This window comes from Martelella sp. K41-7, from assembly GCF_055808365.1.
Genome location: NZ_CM147867.1, coordinates 3252796 through 3271469 on the forward strand (window position 1 = coordinate 3252796; position 18674 = coordinate 3271469).

The 18674-nt window shown below is 61.8% G+C and carries 19 protein-coding genes and 1 pseudogene; 12 read left to right on the top strand and 8 right to left on the bottom strand.

Features of this window, described 5'->3' with window-relative positions; translation table 11 throughout:
• Positions 1 to 43: 43 nt before the first annotated feature.
• The 3 genes from fabB (at position 44) to AC0L7L_RS15470 (ending at position 3633) form a co-directional block, all read left to right on the top strand.
• Positions 44 to 1264, top strand: coding sequence for a beta-ketoacyl-ACP synthase I (fabB, locus tag AC0L7L_RS15460; protein ID WP_473509931.1), 1221 nt, complete (start codon positions 44 to 46; stop codon positions 1262 to 1264).
• Between the two features lie 7 nt (positions 1265 to 1271).
• Positions 1272 to 2081, top strand: a complete 810-nt coding sequence (gene fabI, locus AC0L7L_RS15465) for an enoyl-ACP reductase FabI (RefSeq protein ID WP_272212910.1) — start codon at positions 1272 to 1274, stop codon at positions 2079 to 2081.
• Between the two features lie 478 nt (positions 2082 to 2559).
• Entirely contained in the window at positions 2560 to 3633 is a 1074-nt protein-coding gene (locus AC0L7L_RS15470; RefSeq protein ID WP_272212911.1) for a porin, read from the top strand.
• 139 nt (positions 3634 to 3772) lie between these two features.
• Here the strand turns inward: AC0L7L_RS15470 and AC0L7L_RS15475 are convergent, their stop codons facing one another.
• Genes AC0L7L_RS15475 through AC0L7L_RS15490 form a run of 4 tightly spaced genes read right to left on the bottom strand, consistent with a single transcriptional unit; the run spans position 3773 to position 8044 of the window.
• Positions 3773 to 5359: a 5-guanidino-2-oxopentanoate decarboxylase gene (locus AC0L7L_RS15475; protein ID WP_272212912.1), complete on the bottom strand. Its 1587-nt coding sequence runs from the start codon at positions 5357 to 5359 to the stop codon at positions 3773 to 3775.
• The gene (locus AC0L7L_RS15480) at positions 5356 to 6552 is read right to left on the bottom strand and encodes a pyridoxal phosphate-dependent aminotransferase (RefSeq protein WP_272212913.1); all 1197 of its coding nucleotides are present in this window, start codon (positions 6550 to 6552) and stop codon (positions 5356 to 5358) included. Before AC0L7L_RS15480 ends, AC0L7L_RS15475 begins: the two co-directional genes overlap by 4 nt.
• A gap of 6 nt (positions 6553 to 6558) precedes the next feature.
• A complete protein-coding gene (locus tag AC0L7L_RS15485; RefSeq protein WP_272212914.1) occupies positions 6559 to 7194 on the bottom strand; it encodes a TetR/AcrR family transcriptional regulator in 636 nt (211 codons plus the stop codon).
• A 1-nt stretch (position 7195) separates the two neighbouring features.
• A complete protein-coding gene (locus AC0L7L_RS15490) occupies positions 7196 to 8044 on the bottom strand; it encodes a dimethylarginine dimethylaminohydrolase family protein (RefSeq protein ID WP_272212915.1) in 849 nt (282 codons plus the stop codon).
• A gap of 184 nt (positions 8045 to 8228) precedes the next feature.
• Between AC0L7L_RS15490 and AC0L7L_RS15495 the strand changes: the two genes are divergently transcribed.
• The 4 genes from AC0L7L_RS15495 (at position 8229) to AC0L7L_RS15510 (ending at position 11593) form a co-directional block, all read left to right on the top strand.
• The gene (locus AC0L7L_RS15495) at positions 8229 to 9026 is read left to right on the top strand and encodes an ABC transporter ATP-binding protein (RefSeq protein ID WP_272212916.1); all 798 of its coding nucleotides are present in this window, start codon (positions 8229 to 8231) and stop codon (positions 9024 to 9026) included.
• Positions 9027 to 9094: 68 nt separating this feature from the next.
• Entirely contained in the window at positions 9095 to 9871 is a 777-nt protein-coding gene (locus AC0L7L_RS15500; protein ID WP_272212917.1) for a transporter substrate-binding domain-containing protein, read from the top strand.
• A gap of 181 nt (positions 9872 to 10052) precedes the next feature.
• Positions 10053 to 10763: an ABC transporter permease gene (locus AC0L7L_RS15505; protein ID WP_272212918.1), complete on the top strand. Its 711-nt coding sequence runs from the start codon at positions 10053 to 10055 to the stop codon at positions 10761 to 10763.
• Complete coding sequence (locus tag AC0L7L_RS15510; protein ID WP_272212919.1) at positions 10760 to 11593, top strand: ABC transporter permease; 834 nt, start codon at positions 10760 to 10762, stop codon at positions 11591 to 11593. Before AC0L7L_RS15505 ends, AC0L7L_RS15510 begins: the two co-directional genes overlap by 4 nt.
• 30 nt (positions 11594 to 11623) lie before the next feature.
• Here AC0L7L_RS15510 and AC0L7L_RS15515 read toward each other — a convergent pair whose 3' ends face one another.
• Positions 11624 to 12646 carry an alpha/beta hydrolase family protein gene (locus AC0L7L_RS15515; protein WP_272212920.1) on the bottom strand — a complete coding sequence of 341 codons (1023 nt, stop codon included), beginning with the start codon at positions 12644 to 12646 and terminating at the stop codon, positions 11624 to 11626.
• Positions 12647 to 12765: 119 nt separating this feature from the next.
• Between AC0L7L_RS15515 and AC0L7L_RS15520 the strand changes: the two genes are divergently transcribed.
• The gene (locus tag AC0L7L_RS15520; protein WP_473509937.1) at positions 12766 to 13776 is read left to right on the top strand and encodes a helix-turn-helix domain-containing protein; all 1011 of its coding nucleotides are present in this window, start codon (positions 12766 to 12768) and stop codon (positions 13774 to 13776) included.
• Positions 13777 to 13787: 11 nt separating this feature from the next.
• Here the strand turns inward: AC0L7L_RS15520 and AC0L7L_RS15525 are convergent, their stop codons facing one another.
• Genes AC0L7L_RS15525 through AC0L7L_RS15535 form a run of 3 tightly spaced genes read right to left on the bottom strand, consistent with a single transcriptional unit; the run spans position 13788 to position 15797 of the window.
• Positions 13788 to 14300, bottom strand: a complete 513-nt coding sequence (locus AC0L7L_RS15525; RefSeq protein WP_272212923.1) for a methylated-DNA--[protein]-cysteine S-methyltransferase — start codon at positions 14298 to 14300, stop codon at positions 13788 to 13790.
• Positions 14297 to 14857 (bottom strand): bifunctional transcriptional activator/DNA repair enzyme AdaA, encoded by a 561-nt coding sequence (locus AC0L7L_RS15530; protein ID WP_272212924.1) that lies wholly within the window; start codon positions 14855 to 14857, stop codon positions 14297 to 14299. The genes AC0L7L_RS15525 and AC0L7L_RS15530 overlap by 4 nt, the downstream gene beginning before the upstream one ends.
• A 46-nt stretch (positions 14858 to 14903) precedes the next feature.
• Positions 14904 to 15797 carry an AraC family transcriptional regulator gene (locus AC0L7L_RS15535; protein WP_473509940.1) on the bottom strand — a complete coding sequence of 298 codons (894 nt, stop codon included), beginning with the start codon at positions 15795 to 15797 and terminating at the stop codon, positions 14904 to 14906.
• A gap of 96 nt (positions 15798 to 15893) precedes the next feature.
• Between AC0L7L_RS15535 and AC0L7L_RS15540 the strand changes: the two are divergent.
• From AC0L7L_RS15540 to AC0L7L_RS15555, 4 genes and pseudogenes are all read left to right on the top strand, one after another.
• A pseudogene (locus AC0L7L_RS15540) lies at positions 15894 to 16636 on the top strand (SDR family oxidoreductase).
• 60 nt (positions 16637 to 16696) lie between these two features.
• Positions 16697 to 17278 carry an ImuA family protein gene (locus AC0L7L_RS15545; protein WP_473509942.1) on the top strand — a complete coding sequence of 194 codons (582 nt, stop codon included), beginning with the start codon at positions 16697 to 16699 and terminating at the stop codon, positions 17276 to 17278.
• On the top strand, positions 17226 to 18440 hold the full coding sequence (locus AC0L7L_RS15550; RefSeq protein ID WP_473509944.1) for a Y-family DNA polymerase: 1215 nt from the start codon (positions 17226 to 17228) through the stop codon (positions 18438 to 18440). Before AC0L7L_RS15545 ends, AC0L7L_RS15550 begins: the two co-directional genes overlap by 53 nt.
• Positions 18437 to 18673 (top strand): hypothetical protein, encoded by a 237-nt coding sequence (locus AC0L7L_RS15555; protein WP_272212931.1) that lies wholly within the window; start codon positions 18437 to 18439, stop codon positions 18671 to 18673. Before AC0L7L_RS15550 ends, AC0L7L_RS15555 begins: the two co-directional genes overlap by 4 nt.
• Position 18674: the final 1 nt, after the last annotated feature.

The following is an 18674-nucleotide window of genomic DNA, read 5'->3' on the forward strand; positions in this document are numbered from 1 at the left end:
CGCGCCGGCAGGCGAGACCGGAGGAGAAAGAGAAGGAACGAATATGAGACGTGTTGTCGTTACGGGATTGGGAATCGTATCCTCGATCGGAAACGATGCCGCCGAAGTCACCGCTTCGCTGCGCGAGGCGAAATCAGGCATCTCTTTCTCGCCGGATTTCGCCGAGCACGGTTTCAAATGCCAGGTCTGGGGACGGCCGACGCTGGACCCGACCGACCAGGTCGACCGCCGCGCCATGCGCTTTCTCTCGCAGGGCGGGGCGTGGAACCACGTCGCCATGAAACAGGCGATTGCCGACAGCGGCCTCGAGGATGGTGACATCACCAATGAGCGCACCGGCATCGTCATGGGCTCCGGAGGACCGTCGACACGAACGATCGTGGAAGCGGCTTTGACTACGGAGAAAAACGGCTCACCAAAGCGGATCGGCCCGTTTGCCGTGCCGAAGGCAATGTCTTCGACCGCCTCGGCGACGCTTGCCACCTGGTTCAAGATCCATGGCGTCAACTATTCGATTTCTTCAGCCTGCTCGACCTCGGCGCATTGCATCGGCAACGCCGCCGAGCTGATCCAGTGGGGCAAGCAGGACGTGATGTTTGCCGGTGGTCATGAGGACCTTGACTGGACCATGTCGAACCTGTTCGACGCGATGGGCGCCATGACCAGCGACTTCAACGAGGACGCCCAGCGCGCCTCGCGCGCTTATGATGCCGCCCGTGACGGTTTCGTCATCGCTGGCGGTGCTGGCGTCGTCATCCTCGAGGAACTGGAGCACGCCAAGGCCCGTGGCGCCAAGATTTACGGCGAGCTCATCGGCTACGGTGCGACATCGGACGGCTATGACATGGTCGCGCCCTCCGGGGAAGGCGCCGTGCGCTGCATGCGACAGGCGCTGGCGGATGTTGATGGCGAAATCGACTACATCAACACCCATGGCACATCAACGCCGGTCGGCGACAGCCGGGAAATAGGCGCAATACGTGAAGTCTTCGGTGAAAAGATCCCGCATATCCAGTCGACCAAGTCACTCACCGGCCATTCGCTCGGTGCTGCCGGCGTTCAGGAATCGATCTATTCTCTGCTGATGATGCAGGAAGGCTTTATCGGCGAAAGCGCCCATATCGATCTTCTTGACCCTGAATTCGAAGGCGTTCCGATCGTGCGTGAGCGCATCGACAACGCCAAGCTCGAAACCGTCCTTTCTAACTCGTTCGGCTTCGGTGGCACGAACGCCTCGCTGGTTTTCCGGCGTTACAATGGATAATGTGCAGATGACCGGACTTATGCAGGGCAAACGCGGCCTCATCATGGGCGTTGCCAACAACCACTCCATTGCCTGGGGCATCGCCAAGGCGGTCCATGCAGAGGGTGCCGAGCTTGCCTTCACCTATCAGGGCGAAGCGCTCGGGCGGCGCGTACATCCGCTGGCAGCTGAGGCTGGTTCGGACTTCGTCGTTCCTTGCGATGTCGAGGATATCGAGAGTGTCGACGCGGTGTTCGATGCCATCAAGGAGCGCTGGGGCAAGCTCGATTTTCTGGTCCACGCCGTCGGTTTTTCCGACAAGAGCGAGCTCAAGGGGCTCTATGCTAACACCACGCGGGACAATTTCGTCCGCACCATGGTGATCTCCTGCTTCTCCTTCACCGAGATTGCCAAGCGGGCTGCGGAGCTGATGACCGATGGCGGCTCGATGCTGACGCTGACCTATGGCGGGTCCACGGCTGTTGTACCGAATTACAATGTCATGGGTGTCGCCAAGGCCGGGCTTGAAGCCTCTGTGCGTTACCTTGCCGGTGATTACGGCCCGCGCGGCATCCGCGTCAATGCAATCTCTGCCGGTCCTGTGCGCACCCTTGCCGGCTCTGGCGTCGGCGATGCGCGCCTCGTCTATGCCTGGCAACAGCGCAATGCGCCGCTACGCCGCCCGACCACGATTGAAGATGTTGGCGGATCGGGGCTCTACCTGCTTTCCGACCTCGCATCCGGTGTCACCGGCGAGATTCATTTCGTCGACAATGGCTACAATATTCTGTCCATGCCAATCCCGGAAATGATGCGCCGGGGCGACCCGGAAACCTGAGGGCGCTGACGCCAGATCGATAGACACAACCTTTAAGAGAAAAAGGCGCGGCTGTTTTTTCAGCCGCGCCTCTTTTTTTGACGATCGCGACATCTTCGCCGGTAAAAACGGCCAATGTACGTCGATCAGGTTTCGGTCTGCGCCCGGCACATGTCAGATCGGCGTCGAGCCTCTTTTAATAATTAATCATACGTTTGATTTTATTGCGTTTTCGATCCATATCCGGAACGGCTTGGACGCCAAAGTGACCTTGGACCGACATTGTATACTCCCAATTTATCTTTGTTTCTCAGAGGATTATCGTTGCAGAACCGCAACACAAATTTATTAATCATTCGATTGAACTATCATTCCACCACCGGTTTATTGTTCAAAATGGCCCAGCCGGGTTTGATGCGGATGGATGCAACGCAACGAGCTGCTTCCAGCCCAGGGCAAGACCTAATGCCCCCGTTTAATTCAACGAGGAGTTATCTTCATGAACTTCAAAAGCCTCTTTCTTGGCTCGGCTGCTGCGCTTGCAGCCACAACCGGCGCGCAAGCTGCCGACCCGGTCGTCGTTATCGAACCGGTTCAGAACAACTATGTCGAAGTTTGTGACGCTTTCGGGGCCGGCTACTTCTACATTCCCGGTACCGAAACCTGCCTGAATGTCGGCGGTTACGTCCGCTTCCAGGTTGACGGCTCGAATGGCGGCAATGTCCCGGACGCATGGAACGTCTTCACGCGTGGTCAGCTCGACATCTCGTCCAAGTCCGATTCCGAGCTCGGCACGCTCACGGGCCTGATCTCGCTGCGCAGCGAAGCATATTCCAACGATGACGCCGCAACGACTTACATCAATGAAGCCTATATCGGTCTCGGCGGCTTCCAGGCCGGTCGCTTCCTCAGCTATTGGGATGAAGGTCTTGTCGGTGAAATCGACGATCTCTCCGGCAACACCCGCTTCAACTCCATGCGCTATGTCTTCGCCGGTGATGGCTTCGTGGCAGGTCTCTCGCTCGACGCTCTCGAGCCCGACATGGTCGGCCTTGATGACAGCAAAAACATCCCCAAGATCGGCATTTCCGGTCGTGTCGGCTTCCAGGCCGGTGGCGTGGGCGCCAAACTCGACGCTGCTTACGATACTTACAACGAAGAAGCATCGCTGCGTTTGATGTCCTCGATCGCAATTGGCCCCGGTTCGCTTAACCTCGGCGCCAACTACTCCACCGGTTGGAACGCATATGCCAACACCTTCAGCAATGAGTTTTACGACTACTCGCTGCAGACCCCGACGGTTGTTCAGGGCGTATACGCCGAGTGGGCATTGGCTGCTGGCTACCAGCTCGATGTGACCGAGAAGTTCTCCGTCACGCCGGCTTACCAGTGGACCTCCGCCAACGTTCCGGGTCAGGATAACGAAGACTTCTGGTCCGCAGGCGTCCTGTTCGACTACACCATCGTTGATGGCCTGAGCGCCAAGCTCAACGTTGGTTACACCGACCTGCCCGACACCTATGCGGACGAAGACTACTGGGCTGGCTGGTTCCGCCTGCAGCGCGACTTCTAATCTCAGTTGCTCTGAAAGAGGCCCGTAACGGGCCTCTTTTTTCTCCCGGGTCGCGCCAAGGCGCAGCCCGGCTTTTTGTCTGCTATCAGCTGCGAAGTATGCCCGGCAACGCACCCCACTCAGTCTTCGGGGGATTGTTCTAGCTGGCCTGGAATTCCACCAGATGGACACCGCCACGCGCAGCAGCATCTTCTACCGCTGCGACGAGTTCATCCTCATCTGCCGTGCTCGAGAAGCCGAGACCGAAGGCATTGGCGATCTTTTCCATATCCGGCGGCGTCGGCGTCACGCCCTCCGGGACAATGCCCGCATCTTCCATATAGGTCTCGATCTCACGATAGCCGCGGTTGTTCCAGACGAGAAAAACAACATCCGCCTTCTCATCCACCGCCGTTCCAAGCTCTGCCAGCGAGAACTGCAGACCACCATCGCCGACAATCGCGACAACGGGCCGTGACGGCTCGCCGATGGCCGCACCGATGGGCCCCGGCGGCACATAGCCAAGCGCGCCATAGCCGGTCGCTGAATTGAACCAGAGCTTTGGGGCGGCGGCCTCGAAATAGAGGTTCGCGGCATAGACGAGTTGGGTAGAATCACCGATGAGCCGCGCACCAGGTACCGCGTCGCGCAGGCGGTGCAGCAGCCGCACTTCGCCTCTGATCTTGTCCGAAAGCGCGCTCCAGGCGGCTTCGCATGCGCCTCTGGCCCGATGAGCTCCGGTGCTTTCCTGTCCGTCGAAAAGCGAAGCCAACCGGCAAAGCGCCGAGGCGCAGTCCTCCACGATCATGGCATCTGCGGCAGGACCCGACGCGATCTGCGCGATGTCGACGTCAATGCGAATGAGTTTTTGAAAGGCGGGAAAGCCGCCATCCACATAGACATCATAATCGGTCTGGCCGAGCTCTGTTCCGACGGCAATGACGAGATCACTTGCCGCGATCAGGTCGCGCACTGGCGCAAGACTGGCGCTGGCGGGCACCTGCAACGGATGGCCCGCTAGAAGCCCGCGGGCATTCGCCGTCAGCACGACCGGCGCGTCGCAGCGCTCGGCAAAGGCCCGCAGCGGGGCTTCCGCGCCGGATGCGCCACCGCCCGCCAGAATGACAGGGGCCTTTGCAGAACCGATCATGGCGGCTGCCGATTGAATGACCTCCTCTTCGGCGCGCGGCTTCGCCTCGGGCAGGATAGCTGGCGCAGGCGGCGCAATCCGTTCAACCATCACGTCGGTCGGTATTTCCAGATGCACCGGCCCCGGACGGCCCGAAACGGCAAGCGCCAGACAGCGCGCAAGCACACCCGCCAGATCCGCCGCCTGCATGAGCGTCACAGAGCCCTTGGCAAAGCGTGTCATCAACGCCTGCTGATCCGGCAGCTCATGCAGACATCCCTGCCCCTTCCCCAGTGTGGCGCGGGCGTTGACACCGGAGATCACCAGCATCGGCACACTGTCGGCGCGTGCCTGCGCCATCGCCGTGATCGTATTGGTCAGCCCCGGCCCGGTGATCACGAAAGCAACACCTGGTCTGCCGGTGACACGAGCATAGCCGTCAGCCATGAAGCCAGCACCCTGTTCGTGACGCGGCGTGACATGGCGGATCTTCGAAGCGGCAAGCCCGCGATAGAGCTCGGCCGTGTGTACGCCGGGAATGCCGAAGACGACCTCGACACCATGGGCTTCCAGCAGGCGAACAAGCGCCTCGCCGACGGAAACAGTTTCTCCGATCATGCCTCGGCCACCTTTTTCTCTTCGTTGAGCGCCGCGGCAAAACGGCTGATCCGCCGCGCGGCCTCTTCAATGTCGGCATCGGGCACTGTCAGACTGATACGAATGAACCCATCCGCTTCGTCCCCGAAGGATGAGCCGGGCATCACCGCCAGATGCTCGTCTGCCAGCAAGCCAAGCGCGAAGGCCTCACCGGAAAGGCCGGTTGCCGAGACATCGGCCAGGGCAAACATGCCGGCTTCCGGCATGGCGCAGGAAATGCCGGAGGCCGGCGACAGCGCATCGACCAGGAGGGCGGCGCGCCGCTTCAGGGAGGCGCGCAACGTGGCCGAAACGCCGCTTGGACGCTCGATCGCGGCAGCCGTGGCGTCGGCAATGAAGGGTTGGTTGCCGAACAGCATGGTTTCGGCCACCGGTAAAAGCCGTTCGCAGAATGCGGCGGGGCCGATTGCCCAGCCACTGCGGAAACCCGGAGCGGCATGAGACTTGGAGATCGAGGACACCGATATCGTTCGCTCCGCCAGATCGGCATTATCGAGCGGCGAGGCAAAACCACCACCGAAGATCAACTCTTCATAGACCTCGTCGGCGATGATCCAGAGATCGTGTTTGCGGCAGACGTCTCCGATCGCAGCGAGTTCTTCAGCTGTCAGCACGGCACCGGTCGGATTATGCGGCGTGTTGAGCAGAAGCACGCGAGCGTTTGGCGTGATCGCCTGTTCGAGAATGTCGGCGCGCATGTGGAAGCCATGTTCAGGCTTCAGCGGCACCGGCACCATCTCCGCTCCCGTGGAGCGGATCACGCCTTCATAGGTGGCATAAAGCGGGTCACCGACAAGGACGGCATCGCCCTTTTCCACCAGCGTCAGCATCACCGCGAAAAGTGCCGTCTGGGTCCCCGGAAAGCAGACGATATTTTCAGGCCCGATCTGACGCCGGGTCCGTGCCGTGTAACGTTTCGACAGCGCGTTCAAAAGCGGCGGTTCGCCACGCCCGTTGGAATAGCCGATCCGGCCTTCGGCAAGCGCACTGGCGACAACATCGGCAAGCACGGGATCCGGACCGACATCGGGCTCGCCAATGGTCAGTTCCAGGATCGGTGTTCCCGCTTCCTTCATGGCGCGCGCGCTCAGGTGGACGGCCCACTTGTCGGAACCGAGGCCGCCAAGGCGGTTGGAAATCGTGGCGTAGTGCATGTCCTGTTACCCTTCAATATGATCTAGCCGAAGACCGGTGATCGATCCCACCGAATGCAGCCCTGCCTTCAATAATTCCTGTCCCTCGAACAAATCGCCGGCAAGCGATCCCTCCAGCCAGAGGCCATCGAGAACAGCGTTGACTTCGATTGCAAGCCGCCGGACGACAACGGGGGCAACAGAGCGTCCCGCTTCCTCATAGGCACCGGCCAGAAGACGCTCGATCAGCCCCCGGTATTCCAGATAGCTTTCGCGGTGGATCGCCCCCATGGCCGGGTCGATCCGGGCCATGGCGATAAAGGCGGCCCAGAGCGAGAGCCGCCTTGCATCGATCATTGGCGGCATCAGGCAGGCCGAGACGAAACCTGCAAACTTTGCCTGCGCACTTTTTCCGTCCGCCATCCCCGCTTCAGCGGAGATCTCGGTCATCGCCACCATGGTGTGGCGGTAAGCCGCGTGCAGAAGCTGCTCCTTGGTCGCGAAATAATGGCGGATCAGCCCGCCGGAGACACCGGCCCGCTCCGCCACTTCCCTCACCGTCGCGTTCTGGATGCCGCCCTCGGCGATGCAATCGAGCATCGCGTCGATCAGGTCGGCACGCCGTTCAGCATCAGACGCGCGGCGGAAGGGCTTGCGGCTCATCTCAACCTCGAAGGATGGGCCGTGTCAGGCAGGTCGGGCCGCCTTCGCAGGCAATGCACAACGCATCCGCCTCGAAGGTATGGACGGTGCACCCGGCCTTCTCCATCGCGGCTTTGGTCTTGTCGAAACCGGCAACTGCGATCACGTCGAGCGGCTTTGTCGGCAGAACGTTGAGGTTGAGCCCGTTCGAGGCCATGAACTCGTCTTCCGGCGCTTCCACCAGCGTATAGCCCTTTTCTTTCAGCAGCTGATAGAACGGCGCGGGCAGCAATGGCGCGTAGACCAGCGCAAGCCTGTCGGCCAGCGGCGAAATCACGCTCATCAGATGAAGGCAGGCCTCTTCTCCCTGCCAAAGCGGCAGATCGAAGCTCAGGACAGAGATGCCATGCGGCGCCAACAGCCTGCGCACCTGGTCAATGCCCTCGGCATTGGAGCGCACGCCGCGGCCAATGCAAAGCGTCCGCTCATCGACCCACACGCAATCGCCGCCTTCCACCGTTCCCGCGCCGGTCAGGCCTCCGAGAATGGCAACACCGGCATCCCGGTAGATCGCCTCATGCCCGTCGACTTCGCCCTTGCGCAGCGGCTTGCCCATATTGAGCAGGATGGCGCCGCTGTCGGCAACGAGCGATGGGTCATGGGTGAACATTGCATCGGCAAGCCCGTCGCCCTTGTCCTCATACCAGAGGATTTCCGCGCCGGATGCGGCGACCAGACCGGCGAAATCCTCATATTGGCGGATCGCGCGTGCGGCATCAAAGGTCTTGCCGTAATGCCAGACGGCCGGATCGGCCTTCAACAGGCTTTCGCCAGGTCGGCGCATGATCACCCGTTTTATGGGCTGCGCCATGGTTTGCGCTCCGAAACTCATTCCACTTATCTCCACGCTGATGCACTATCTTCGCTAGTTATACACTTGCATAATAAGCTCGCAAGTGTAGTAATGTTGCCAAGGAACGATTTTTGATCGCCGGCATGATCGCACCACAAGAAGTGCCTGGCCGCCGGCACACCGAAACTTGCAAAGCGTTTTAATGAAGGCTGAAAATAATCTGAAGGACGGCGACATCGCAGAAGCGGTCACCGTTGAAGATCTCCATAAATCCTTTGGAGATATCGAAGTGCTGAAAGGCGTATCGCTCAAGGCCCGACAGGGCGAGGTCATCGCCATTATCGGCGGCTCGGGCTCGGGCAAATCCACGCTTTTGCGTTGTATCAATATGCTGGAATGGCCCACACGTGGCCGCATCAGCGTACATGGCGAGGAGATCGCCATGAAATCCGACGGCCACGGCGGGCTGATGCCGTCCAACCGCAAGCAGATCCAGCGCATCCGCACCCGCCTTGCCATGGTGTTCCAGAGCTTCAATCTTTGGCAGCACATGACACTGATGCAAAATGTCATCGAAGTGCCGGTGCATGTACTCGGCCGCAAACGCGACGAGGCGATCGCCGAGGCAGAAACGCTGTTGCGCCGTGTTGGGCTTTATGAAAAACGCGACGCTTATCCCGCTTTCCTGTCCGGTGGCCAACAACAGCGCGCCGCGATTGCGCGTGCCTTGGCAATCCAGCCTGAAGCCATGCTGTTTGACGAACCGACATCCGCGCTCGATCCCGAGCTTGTTGGCGAAGTGCTAACCGTCATTCGCGATCTTGCTGAAGAAGGCCGCACCATGCTGCTCGTCACCCACGAAATGGGCTTTGCCCGCGAGGTCGCCAGCGAAATCGTCTTCCTGCATGACGGCCGTGTGGAGGAACAGGGCGCGCCCGAAACTGTCTTCGACAATCCGGAATCCGAACGGCTTAGAAAATTCATCAGCTCCGTGCAATAGCCGGAACGGGCAAGCACCTTGACGGCGCACCCGTGACGGTAGAACCCAAAACAGAGGGAACCGAAAACATGAGAAAACTGACATCCGCACTGATCGGCGCTGCCGCCTGCGCCACATTGATGGCCGGCGTTGCGTCCGCCGAAACCGTCAAGGTCGGCGTTGCCGCCGAGCCCTATCCGCCGTTCACCGTGCCGGACGCCGCCGGCAACTGGACCGGCTGGGAAGTCGACCTGATGGGTGCCCTGTGCAACAAGGCAGAGCTTGACTGCGTCATCACGCCGATTGCCTGGGACGGCATCATTCCCGCCCTGACCGCCGGCAAGATCGACGCCATCATGGCCTCGATGTCGATCACGCCCGAGCGCGAAGAACAGATCGCCTTTTCCGACAAATATTACAGCACCCCCGGCGCGATCGTTACCGAGGCCGGTTCCGACATCACGCCGACCAATGAAAGCCTTTCAGACAAGGTGCTCGGCGTTCAGGTCTCGACAACGAACCAGGCCTATGCCGAAAAGCATTTTGCTGATGCCAAGATCAAGACCTATCAGACCCAGGACGAGGTCAACCAGGACCTCTATGCCGGCCGCATCGATGCCGAGATCGCTGACCTCGTGACGCTTCAGCCGTTCCTCGAAAGCGACAATGGCAAGGCCTGCTGCGAGATGGTCGGCACCGTCGCTCAGGACGTCGAAATCTACGGCCCCGGTATCGGCGTTGGCCTGCGCAAGGACGATACCGCGTTGCTGGAGAAGTTCAACGCAGCGATCGCAGCGGTGCGCGAAGACGGCACCTATGCGGAAATCTCGAAGAAGTATTTCGACTTCGACATCTACGGCGACTGATCGGCGCGCACGCCCTGCCCGTGAGGGCGTTTGTTGTTTGATATGAACCGCCGATCGCCACCCCGGAGCGTCCCGGGGTGGCGTCCCCGCTGGCAATACGGCTTCCGGGTCAGTTCCGGCAGCAGGCAGCGGCCCCTCGATAAGCCACCTCGCCATTTCGGCGGGCCAAAATGGAAGACAGATGAACTGGGAACTCCTTGCCTTGTCACCGCCCGGATGGGGCGGCGCACTTCTTCGTGGTCTCGTCACCTCGCTTGAGGTTGCTGCAGGCGGCTACGCGCTCGGACAGATGATCGGCATTCTCGGTTCGGCCGGCAAGCTTTATGGCGGGCCGGTGATCAAGGACCTGCTGGAAATCTACACCACCGTGGTGCGCGCCATTCCCGAACTGGTGCTGATCGTGCTGCTGTACTATGCTGGCACGGCTGCGCTCAACAATCTGATGGGCGCGCTTGGATTTTCCTCGGTCGACATCTCCGGCATGCTGGCAGGTATTCTCGTCATCGGGCTGGTGCAGGGCGCCTATTCCACCGAGGTACTGCGCGGGGCAATCCTTGCCATTCCGCCGGGCCAGATCGAGGCCGCCCGCGCCTATGGCATGCCACCGGTGATGGTGATGCGGCGGATCACGCTGCCAGCCATGCTGCCCCATGCCATTCCCGGTCTTGCCAATCTCTGGCTGGTGACCACCAAGGACACAGCCCTTCTCGCCGTTGTCGGCTTCACCGAGCTGACGCTGGCAACCCGACAGGCCGCCGGTGTAACGCATGAATATTTCATGTTTTTCTCGGCGGCAGGCGTGCTCTACCTCGCCGTAACGCTGGTTTCAAACGTTCTGCTTCAGATCCTTGAGCGCCGCACCAGCCGCGGCATGGTCAGGAGGCGGACATGAACAGGCAAGACAGTCCCGACGATATCGCCGATATTGAAACACCGCCGCCGCTGCCGAGATTGTCCGCGCTGATGCGCCCCCACAGGATCGCGATCATGGCCGTGGCGCTGGCACTTGTTGTGCTGATGGCGGTCAAGATGCGCTGGGACTGGCTGCCGGAATATGCCGGTATGCTGCTTGCCGGGTTCTGGATCACCGCCGTTCTTCTGGTCGCCTCCACCGTGCTTGGCTTCCTGCTTGCCGTGCCGCTCGGCCTCGTGCAGGTCACCGGACCGCGCATTCTCTCGTGGCCAGCGCGGATTTTCTGCACGGTCATCCGCGGCACACCGCTTCTGTTGCAGCTGTGGCTGCTTTATTTCGGCCTCGGCTCGCTGTTTCCCGGCATTCCGGAAATCCGCCAATCCTTTCTATGGCCCTATCTGCGCGAGGCCTGGCCCTACGGGCTTCTGGCGCTGACGCTCTCCTATGCGGGGTATGAGGGCGAGGTGATGCGCGGTGCCTTTGCCGGGGTTCCCAATGGCGAACTCGAAGCCGCCCGCGCCTATGGGATGAGCCGCTGGAAGGTGCTCACCCGGATCTGGCTGCCGCGCGCCATCCACCGGGCGCTGCCAACGCTTGCAGGCGAAACCGTAGTGCAGCTCAAATCCACACCGCTGGTCGCGACCATCACCGTCATTGATCTGTACGCGGTCGTCGGTGACATCCGCCAGTCGACTTACCTCACCTACGAGCCGCTGCTGTTCCTCGCCTTTCTGTATCTTTGCCTGACCGGCATTCTGGTGACGATCTTCCGCCACTACGAAAACAAGATCCCGACGCGCGGGATGTAGGCCGGACCGCAAGACGCGGTCCGTAGCCACTCACAGTCCGGAAAACCGGGTTATGGCGTCAACGACCCTTGCATGAACACTCGCGCGGTCGGCGCCCTCAGGGTCATCACAAACCGGATCGTCCTGCTCTTCTGCCAGAAGGGCAGCACCGTCTGGCGTGCATTCGGCCAGAAAGGTGAAGTGATGCGCAGGCGCTATGACAACGCGCTCTGCGTCCGGCAGACGCGCGACCAAATTGCTTCCTGTTTCAGAGACATCGGCTGCCTTCATGAGGTTCTTCTCGCCGAGATTGATCACCAGAACAGGGCTTTTCACAGCATCGATACTGTTTTCAGTTGCCGCATAGGTGAAACCGGGGTCAATGGCGATCGCTCGACTGACCCGCTCATCACGAGCATCTGCCGAAAAGCCCTCAGGCAGATGTTCAAGGTCGAGATTGCCCTTTGACAGGAAGACGCAGTCGAGTTGGGCCGGGGACGCCCGGCAATAATCAGCGAAATCGGCACCGTCGAACTGCAGGCCAGCGAGATTGAGTGCCGTGCCGCCACCCAGCGAAAACCCGATCGCGGTCACGGCCGACTGGTCAACATGCGGACCTAAGACCGGATCCGTCAGAAGCAAATCGAGGGCGGCGGAAAGATCGCTGGCGCGCTTGTCCAGAACGGCAGAGGCACGCGGAGACGAATCGCCCGTCGTACTGCCCGGATGATTGACCGCCAGCACCATGGCGCCGCGTTCGGCAAGCGCCGCCATCAGCCAGGCGCTGTTGTCCATATTGCCGCCGGAACCATGAGAAAACAGAAACAGCGGAAATTTGCCATCGGCAATGCGCGCGCCCATCAGACCGGATGTACCCTTGAAGACGGCGTTACCGCCAACAATACCACGATAGCTCCTCGTCTTTGCAGGGTACCAGAGCGTTGCCTCCAGCAGAGCGGGCCGTTGGGCGCTTTCAACGGCCAAGCGCTCGTAGCCCGGCAACTGGGGCTCGTCAGCAAGGGCGGGAATAGCGAATGTCAGGACAGACAGAAAAGAGAGGAGAAGACGTTTCATCGGAAATACCTTTCGATGTGTTTGAGACGGCTTCTTGTTTCGTTTTCCGGCGTAAACAGCGTCCTGTTTCCGGTTTGAGGTCGCCGGAAACCGGTTTTTGCACTATTCGGAAGCAACAGATGAGGAACGATGTGATGCTGGTTCTACCGGTCCCGATGGTCACCGCACTGGTGCTGGGCTTTATGGTTTTGCGTATGCTTGCTGGCGAAAGGCGGCCGCTCGCGATCGCCGTATTTCTTTCCGCATGCGCGCTTCAGGGGCTGATCGTCGCGCTGGTGCAATATTACGGCATTGCCCTTCTTCAGCCGGTGCAGCCGGTGACAGCCAGCCTCGTACCCGTCTGCGCGTGGCTCGCATTCCGTTCTTCCTTCATCGAGCCGATACGATCGGGGCGGGATTTCATCCACCTGAGCGCCCCCGCCTTCACCCTGTTTTGCGTATTGTTCGCGCCGGTGACGGTGGATGCAGTCATTCCGCTGGTGTTTCTCGCCTATGGCGCACGGATCCTGCTGGCATTGAAGGCTGGCGGGGACGCCCTGCCGCTTGCCCGGCTGGAAGCAGGCCGCCAGCCGCAATGGCTGTGGGCCGGCATTGCCGCAAGTCTCATGCTTTCGGCCATCAGCGATACTCTGATCGCCACTGTCATTCTTGCAGGTGCGCCTGCGCTAAAGCCACTGATCGTCAGCATCTTCACCGCGGCGGCACTTCTGGCTGCCGGCCTTCTCAGCCTTTCGCCAAATGCCTTCGGGGAAGGCGATCAAAAGGAAACGCCGCGCGCCGAACCGCCCGAAGCCACAGAGGCGGATACCGAAATCATGGCACGTCTTGATGCACTGCTCGCGTCAGAGACACTCTATCTCGACCCGGCGCTGACGCTCTCTCGGCTTGCGCGCAGGCTCAAGCTGCCAGCCAAGACCCTCTCGGCAGCCGTCAATCGCGCTACCAACGATAATGTCTCACGCCATATCAACCGCTATCGCATCATGCATGCCTGCAATCGCCTGAAAGACGGTGACAACGTGACAGCGGCCATGCTGGAAAGCGGCTTCAACACCAAGTCCAATTTCAATCGTGAATTTTCCCGCGTGACCGGCAAAAGCCCGACAGCCTGGTTGAAAGAAGAAGCCTAGAGCGTTCAGCTTCACCCTGCGAACAGATCGGCCTGTGGCGGTTCCTCCAGCGCATTCTCGAGCTTGAGCAGATATTTCTTGGTCGGCAGACCGCCACCGAAGCCCGTCAGCGCGCCGTTTGCGCCGATGACACGGTGGCAGGGCAGCAGGATCGGCAGAGGGTTGTTGCCGTTGGCGGTGCCCACCGCCCGGCTTGCGTTCGGATCGCCGAGCGCCTTGGCGATCGTGCCGTAGGTGGTCGTTTCGCCATAGGGGATGGTCGCCAGATAGTCCCAGACCCGTTTCTGAAAACCGCCGTTCGAAAGATGATAGGCAAGATCGAACTGTTTCAGCTCGCCGGCAAAATAGGCATCGAGTTGCCGTCGCGCCTCGGTAAACGGAGCATCATAGCAACGCCAGTCCGGCCGTGGGCCGAACGCCTTGTGGCCGGTCGGAAACGAGATGAAATGCAGCCGGTTGCCATCGCCCGCAACCAGCAACGCGCCCACCGGGCTTTCAATGTAGGTATAGAATAACCCGCTCACAGCGTTGGTCTCCGGATCGCGGAGGGCGGCCTTCCGTAAAGCCTGGAAAACGCAGCATTGAAGCGCCTCGTGCTGCCGAACCCTGATAGCTGCGCCACTGCGCCAATCGGAAGCGCCGTCTCGTCCAGCAGGCGCTTTGCCCGGCCGATCCGCATCGTCTGCGCCGTTTGCAGCGGCGAGGCACCGACATGGACGGCAAACAGCCGCGACAGCTGTCGCGGACCGAGGCCGAGCCTTGCCGCAAGATCGTCCACCGATCCATGATCCAGCGCGCCTTCACCGATGAGTTTCAGCGCCCGCTCGACCGTGGTGCGCGTGCCGTTCCAGGCCGGCGAAAACGGCGCGCTCTCCGGCCGGCAGCGCAGGCATGGCCGGTATCCGGCCCGCTCGCAGGCCGCCGCCGTCTGGTAGTAGCTGACATTCTTGGTCAGCGGCTGTTTCACCGGGCAGACCGGCCGGCAATAGATCATCGTCGTGCGAACGGCGGTAAAGAACCTGCCGTCGAACGCCGGATCGCGCGACTGCCGCGCCGCTTCACATGTGTCGAAATCAAACATGGTCGAAGTCTAGCAGCAGCGGTTTTACGAGGCGAGCGCGATATGATTATGAGGTCCGAAAACGTCCGGGCGGGCTGCCCGTATGGCGGCTGAAGGCGGTGCTGAAGGTGCTTGCTGAGCTGTAACCGATCGTCTCGGCGATCTCGTCCAGCGTTTGGCCGCCGTGGCGCAGCAGGTCCCTGGCAAGGCTCATGCGCCATCCGGCGAGATATTCCATCGGCCGGGTCCCGAGCATGCGGGCGAAACGATCGAAGAAGGCCGAACGAGACATGCCAGCGACGCGGGCGAGGTCCGGCACGGTCCAGGCCCGGCCGACATCGCCGTGCATGGCCCTGAGCGCCACGGCGATCCGGGGATCGGCAAGGCCCCTGAGCAGGCCGGGCAGCGTCCTTTCGGCCGGCACGGCCCGCAGCGCCTCGATCAGCAGGATCTCGACATAGCGCTCCAGAATGAGTTCGCGGCCGACCTCCTCCCCCGCGGCCTCCTCGCCCACGAGGCGGACGAGTTGCGCAAGCCTTGAGACCCCGCGGATATGGATCATGCGCGGCAGCAGCGCCACAAGGAGACCGGCGTCGGGCGACGCGAAGCTGAACCAGCCGCCGAACTGCCTGAGATCGGCCGGCCCCTCCTGCCGCCCATAACGCACCGCGCCATCAGGCAAGGGATCGGCTTTGGGATCGATGAACACCGGCTGCGCCGGCTCCATGCCGGACATGGTGAAGGCCGGCGTGGCGGACAGCAGCACGAAATCCCCCTCCTCGAGCACCACCGGGGCCTCGCCATCGACGGCCAGCCTGCAGCGCCCCTCGAGCACCGCGCAGAAACCCGGCTGGCCGAATTCAGCATAGCGCACAGCCCAGCGACCAGCGCCGCTGATGCCCTTTGAAAACACGGCGCCCGGCCGGAGAAGCCGGACAACATCGGAAAGCGGGTCTGACATAATGGACTATCTAAAATTAAAATAGGACTTTTGATTGATGATAATCCAGTTTATCCACGCTACATCGGTTTCGTCAACATCACACAGGAGATTGATATGAAAACCGTTCTGATTACCGGCAGTTCATCCGGCTACGGGCTTGAGACCGCCCGCCATTTCCATGCCGAGGGCTGGACCGTGATCGCCACCATGCGCTCCCCCGCCCGGACCTCTTTCCCGCCTCGCAACGCATCCGCCTTCTGCCGCTGGATGTCACCAGCGCCGACAGCATTGCCGCCGCGATCGCCGCCGCCGGCCCGATCGACGTTCTGGTCAACAATGCCGGCATCGGCGTCGTCGGCGCATTCGAGGCGACGCCGATGGTCCATATCCGCAAGGTGTTCGAGACCAACACCTTCGGCGTGATGGCGATGACCCAGGCGGTGATCCCCGCGATGCGCACGCGCAAATCCGGCGTGATCGTCAACGTCACCTCCAGCGTAACGCTTGCCCCAATGCCGCTCGCTTCCGCCTACACCGCCAGCAAGCAGGCGATCGAGGGTTTTACGGGGTCGCTCGCCCATGAGCTCGGCGCTTTCGGGATCGGCGCGAAGCTTGTGGAACCCGGCTATGCCCCGACAACGCAATTTGCCGCCAATACCGATATCCCGGTCATGGATCTGATCCCCGAAACGTATGCGGACTATGCGGGTCCCGTTTTCGCCGGTTATGCCAACCCGCCGCTGACGACGAAGGAAAGCGACGTTGCCGAGGCCGTCTGGCGGGCCGCGCACGACACATCGGGCCGGTTGCGCTTTCCCGCCGGCGCGGATGCGGTGGCCCTGATGGAACAGGCATGAGGGCTCGCTCTCGTTTTTGTTCCCTTTTCATTCTCATCCGATCCGCTATATCATCCGCTCATGCAGGATGAATTTGCGACCATATTTCCGCTCCAGCGCGGCCGGGTGCATGATGCCTCCGGCCCCGGCGCCGCGTTCTTTGCGGCAGCGCTTGCCGGCATGACCGGCGGCACCGTGCTTTGGATAAAGCCGGCATGGTTTGCCGAGGCGATCAACCCGGTGGCGCTTTCGGCGTTTTTCGACCCGCGCGACATCATCCTGGCACGCACCGCCGACCAGACGGAAACGCTCGCCGCCGCCGAAGAAGGCCTGCGCTCCGGCGCCGTCGGTCTTGTCGTCATGGAAATGGACAGGCCGGTGGAGCTCACCCCCGGCCGCCGCCTGCAGCTTGCCGCCGAAGCCGGCCGCAGCATCGGCCTTGCGCTTCACCCGGAAGGGGCCGGCAATCAGGCGGCGACCACGCGCTGGCTCTGCAAACCGCTGTTCTCGAGTTCCGACTCGACTCTTCAAAACTGGTCCATTATAAAGAACAAAACAGGAACAAATAACAGTTGGGCAGTGCGGTGGGATGAAGCGGCGCGTCGTATCCATGTGGTTTCAAAGACTGCCGAGCGAACGGCTTCTGAGGGCCCGCCCGGTTGACGGCCCGTTCGCCGTCACGCTGAGCGAGGGCAATCACGACCGGATTTACGACCTCAACCGGGATGCCAAGCGGCAGGGGCTGGAGCGCGGCATGGGGCTTGCCGATGCCCGCGCCTATGTGCCGGACCTCATCACCCGCCCCGCCGATATCGACGCTGACCGGCGCTTTCTGACCACGCTCGCCCGCTGGGCGACGCGCTACACACCCCATGCCGGGCTCGATGGTGAGGACGGGCTGGTGCTCGATATCACCGGCGCAGCTCACCTTTTCGGCGGCGAGGAAGCGATGCTGGAGGACATGAAGGCGAGGCTTCTCCGCACCCGGCTTTCCGTGAAGATCGGCATCGCCGATACCCGCGGCGCGGCCTGGGCGCTGTCCCATTTCGCCCCCGGCATCGCGCCTGCCGGCAAGACCAGTGCGGCGCTCGGCCCGCTTTCGGTCGCCGCACTGCGCATCGACGACAAGACCGCGACCGCGCTGAAACGCCTCGGCCTCAACACCATTGCCGACATGACGGCCCTGCCGCGCGCCACCCTTGCCCGCCGTTTCGACATGGCCCTGATCGAGCGACTCGAGCAGGCCACCGGCGCGCGGGGCGAGGCAGTGTCGCCGCTTTCCGAACCGCCGCATTACGGCGTGCGGATGACCTTTCCCGAGCCGATCGGCCTTGTCGACGACGTCATGGCCGCGATCTCGCGCCTGCTGGACACGCTCTGCCTGCGGCTGAAGACCAGGGAAGCGGGCGCGCGCGCTATCACCCTTGCCGTCGAGCGGGTCGACCAGAGCGATCAGCGCGTGACGCTCCGCCTTGCCCGCCCGATGCGCGATGCGTCCCGCATTCTCAGGCTTTTCGAGCGCCCCGTGGGCGAGATCGAGGCCGGTTTCGGCATCGAGCGGATCAGGCTTGAGGCCGGCGATGTGGAAAACCTGCCCGCCGAGCAGATCGGCGAAGGCGGGCTGGTCGAGGGCGAGGCGCTGGACGATCTCGTGACCCGGCTCGGCGCCCGCATCGGGCTCGACAACATCGTCCGCTTCCAGCCCGTCGCAAGCCATATCCCCGAACGCGGTTTCACCGACATCCCCGGCGCCTATGGAAGGGTGGAGGCCGAATGGCGCATGGACCATCCCCGCCCCTTGCGCATGTTCCCCCCGAACCGGTGACCAGCGATGCCGCCCGCCGCCCGCCGTCGCGCTTTTCCTGGCGGCGGTTGCGGCTCGAAACCGCTTCGAGCAGCGGGCCGGAGCGGATCGCGCCGGAATGGTGGCGGCCGGACGAGGCTTGGCGCTCGGGGCTGCGCGATTACTGGCGGGTCGACACCCGGCAGGGGCTGAGGCTGTGGATGTTCCACACGCCGAAGGCGCCCGGCTGGTTCGTCCATGGCCTGTTCGCGTGAG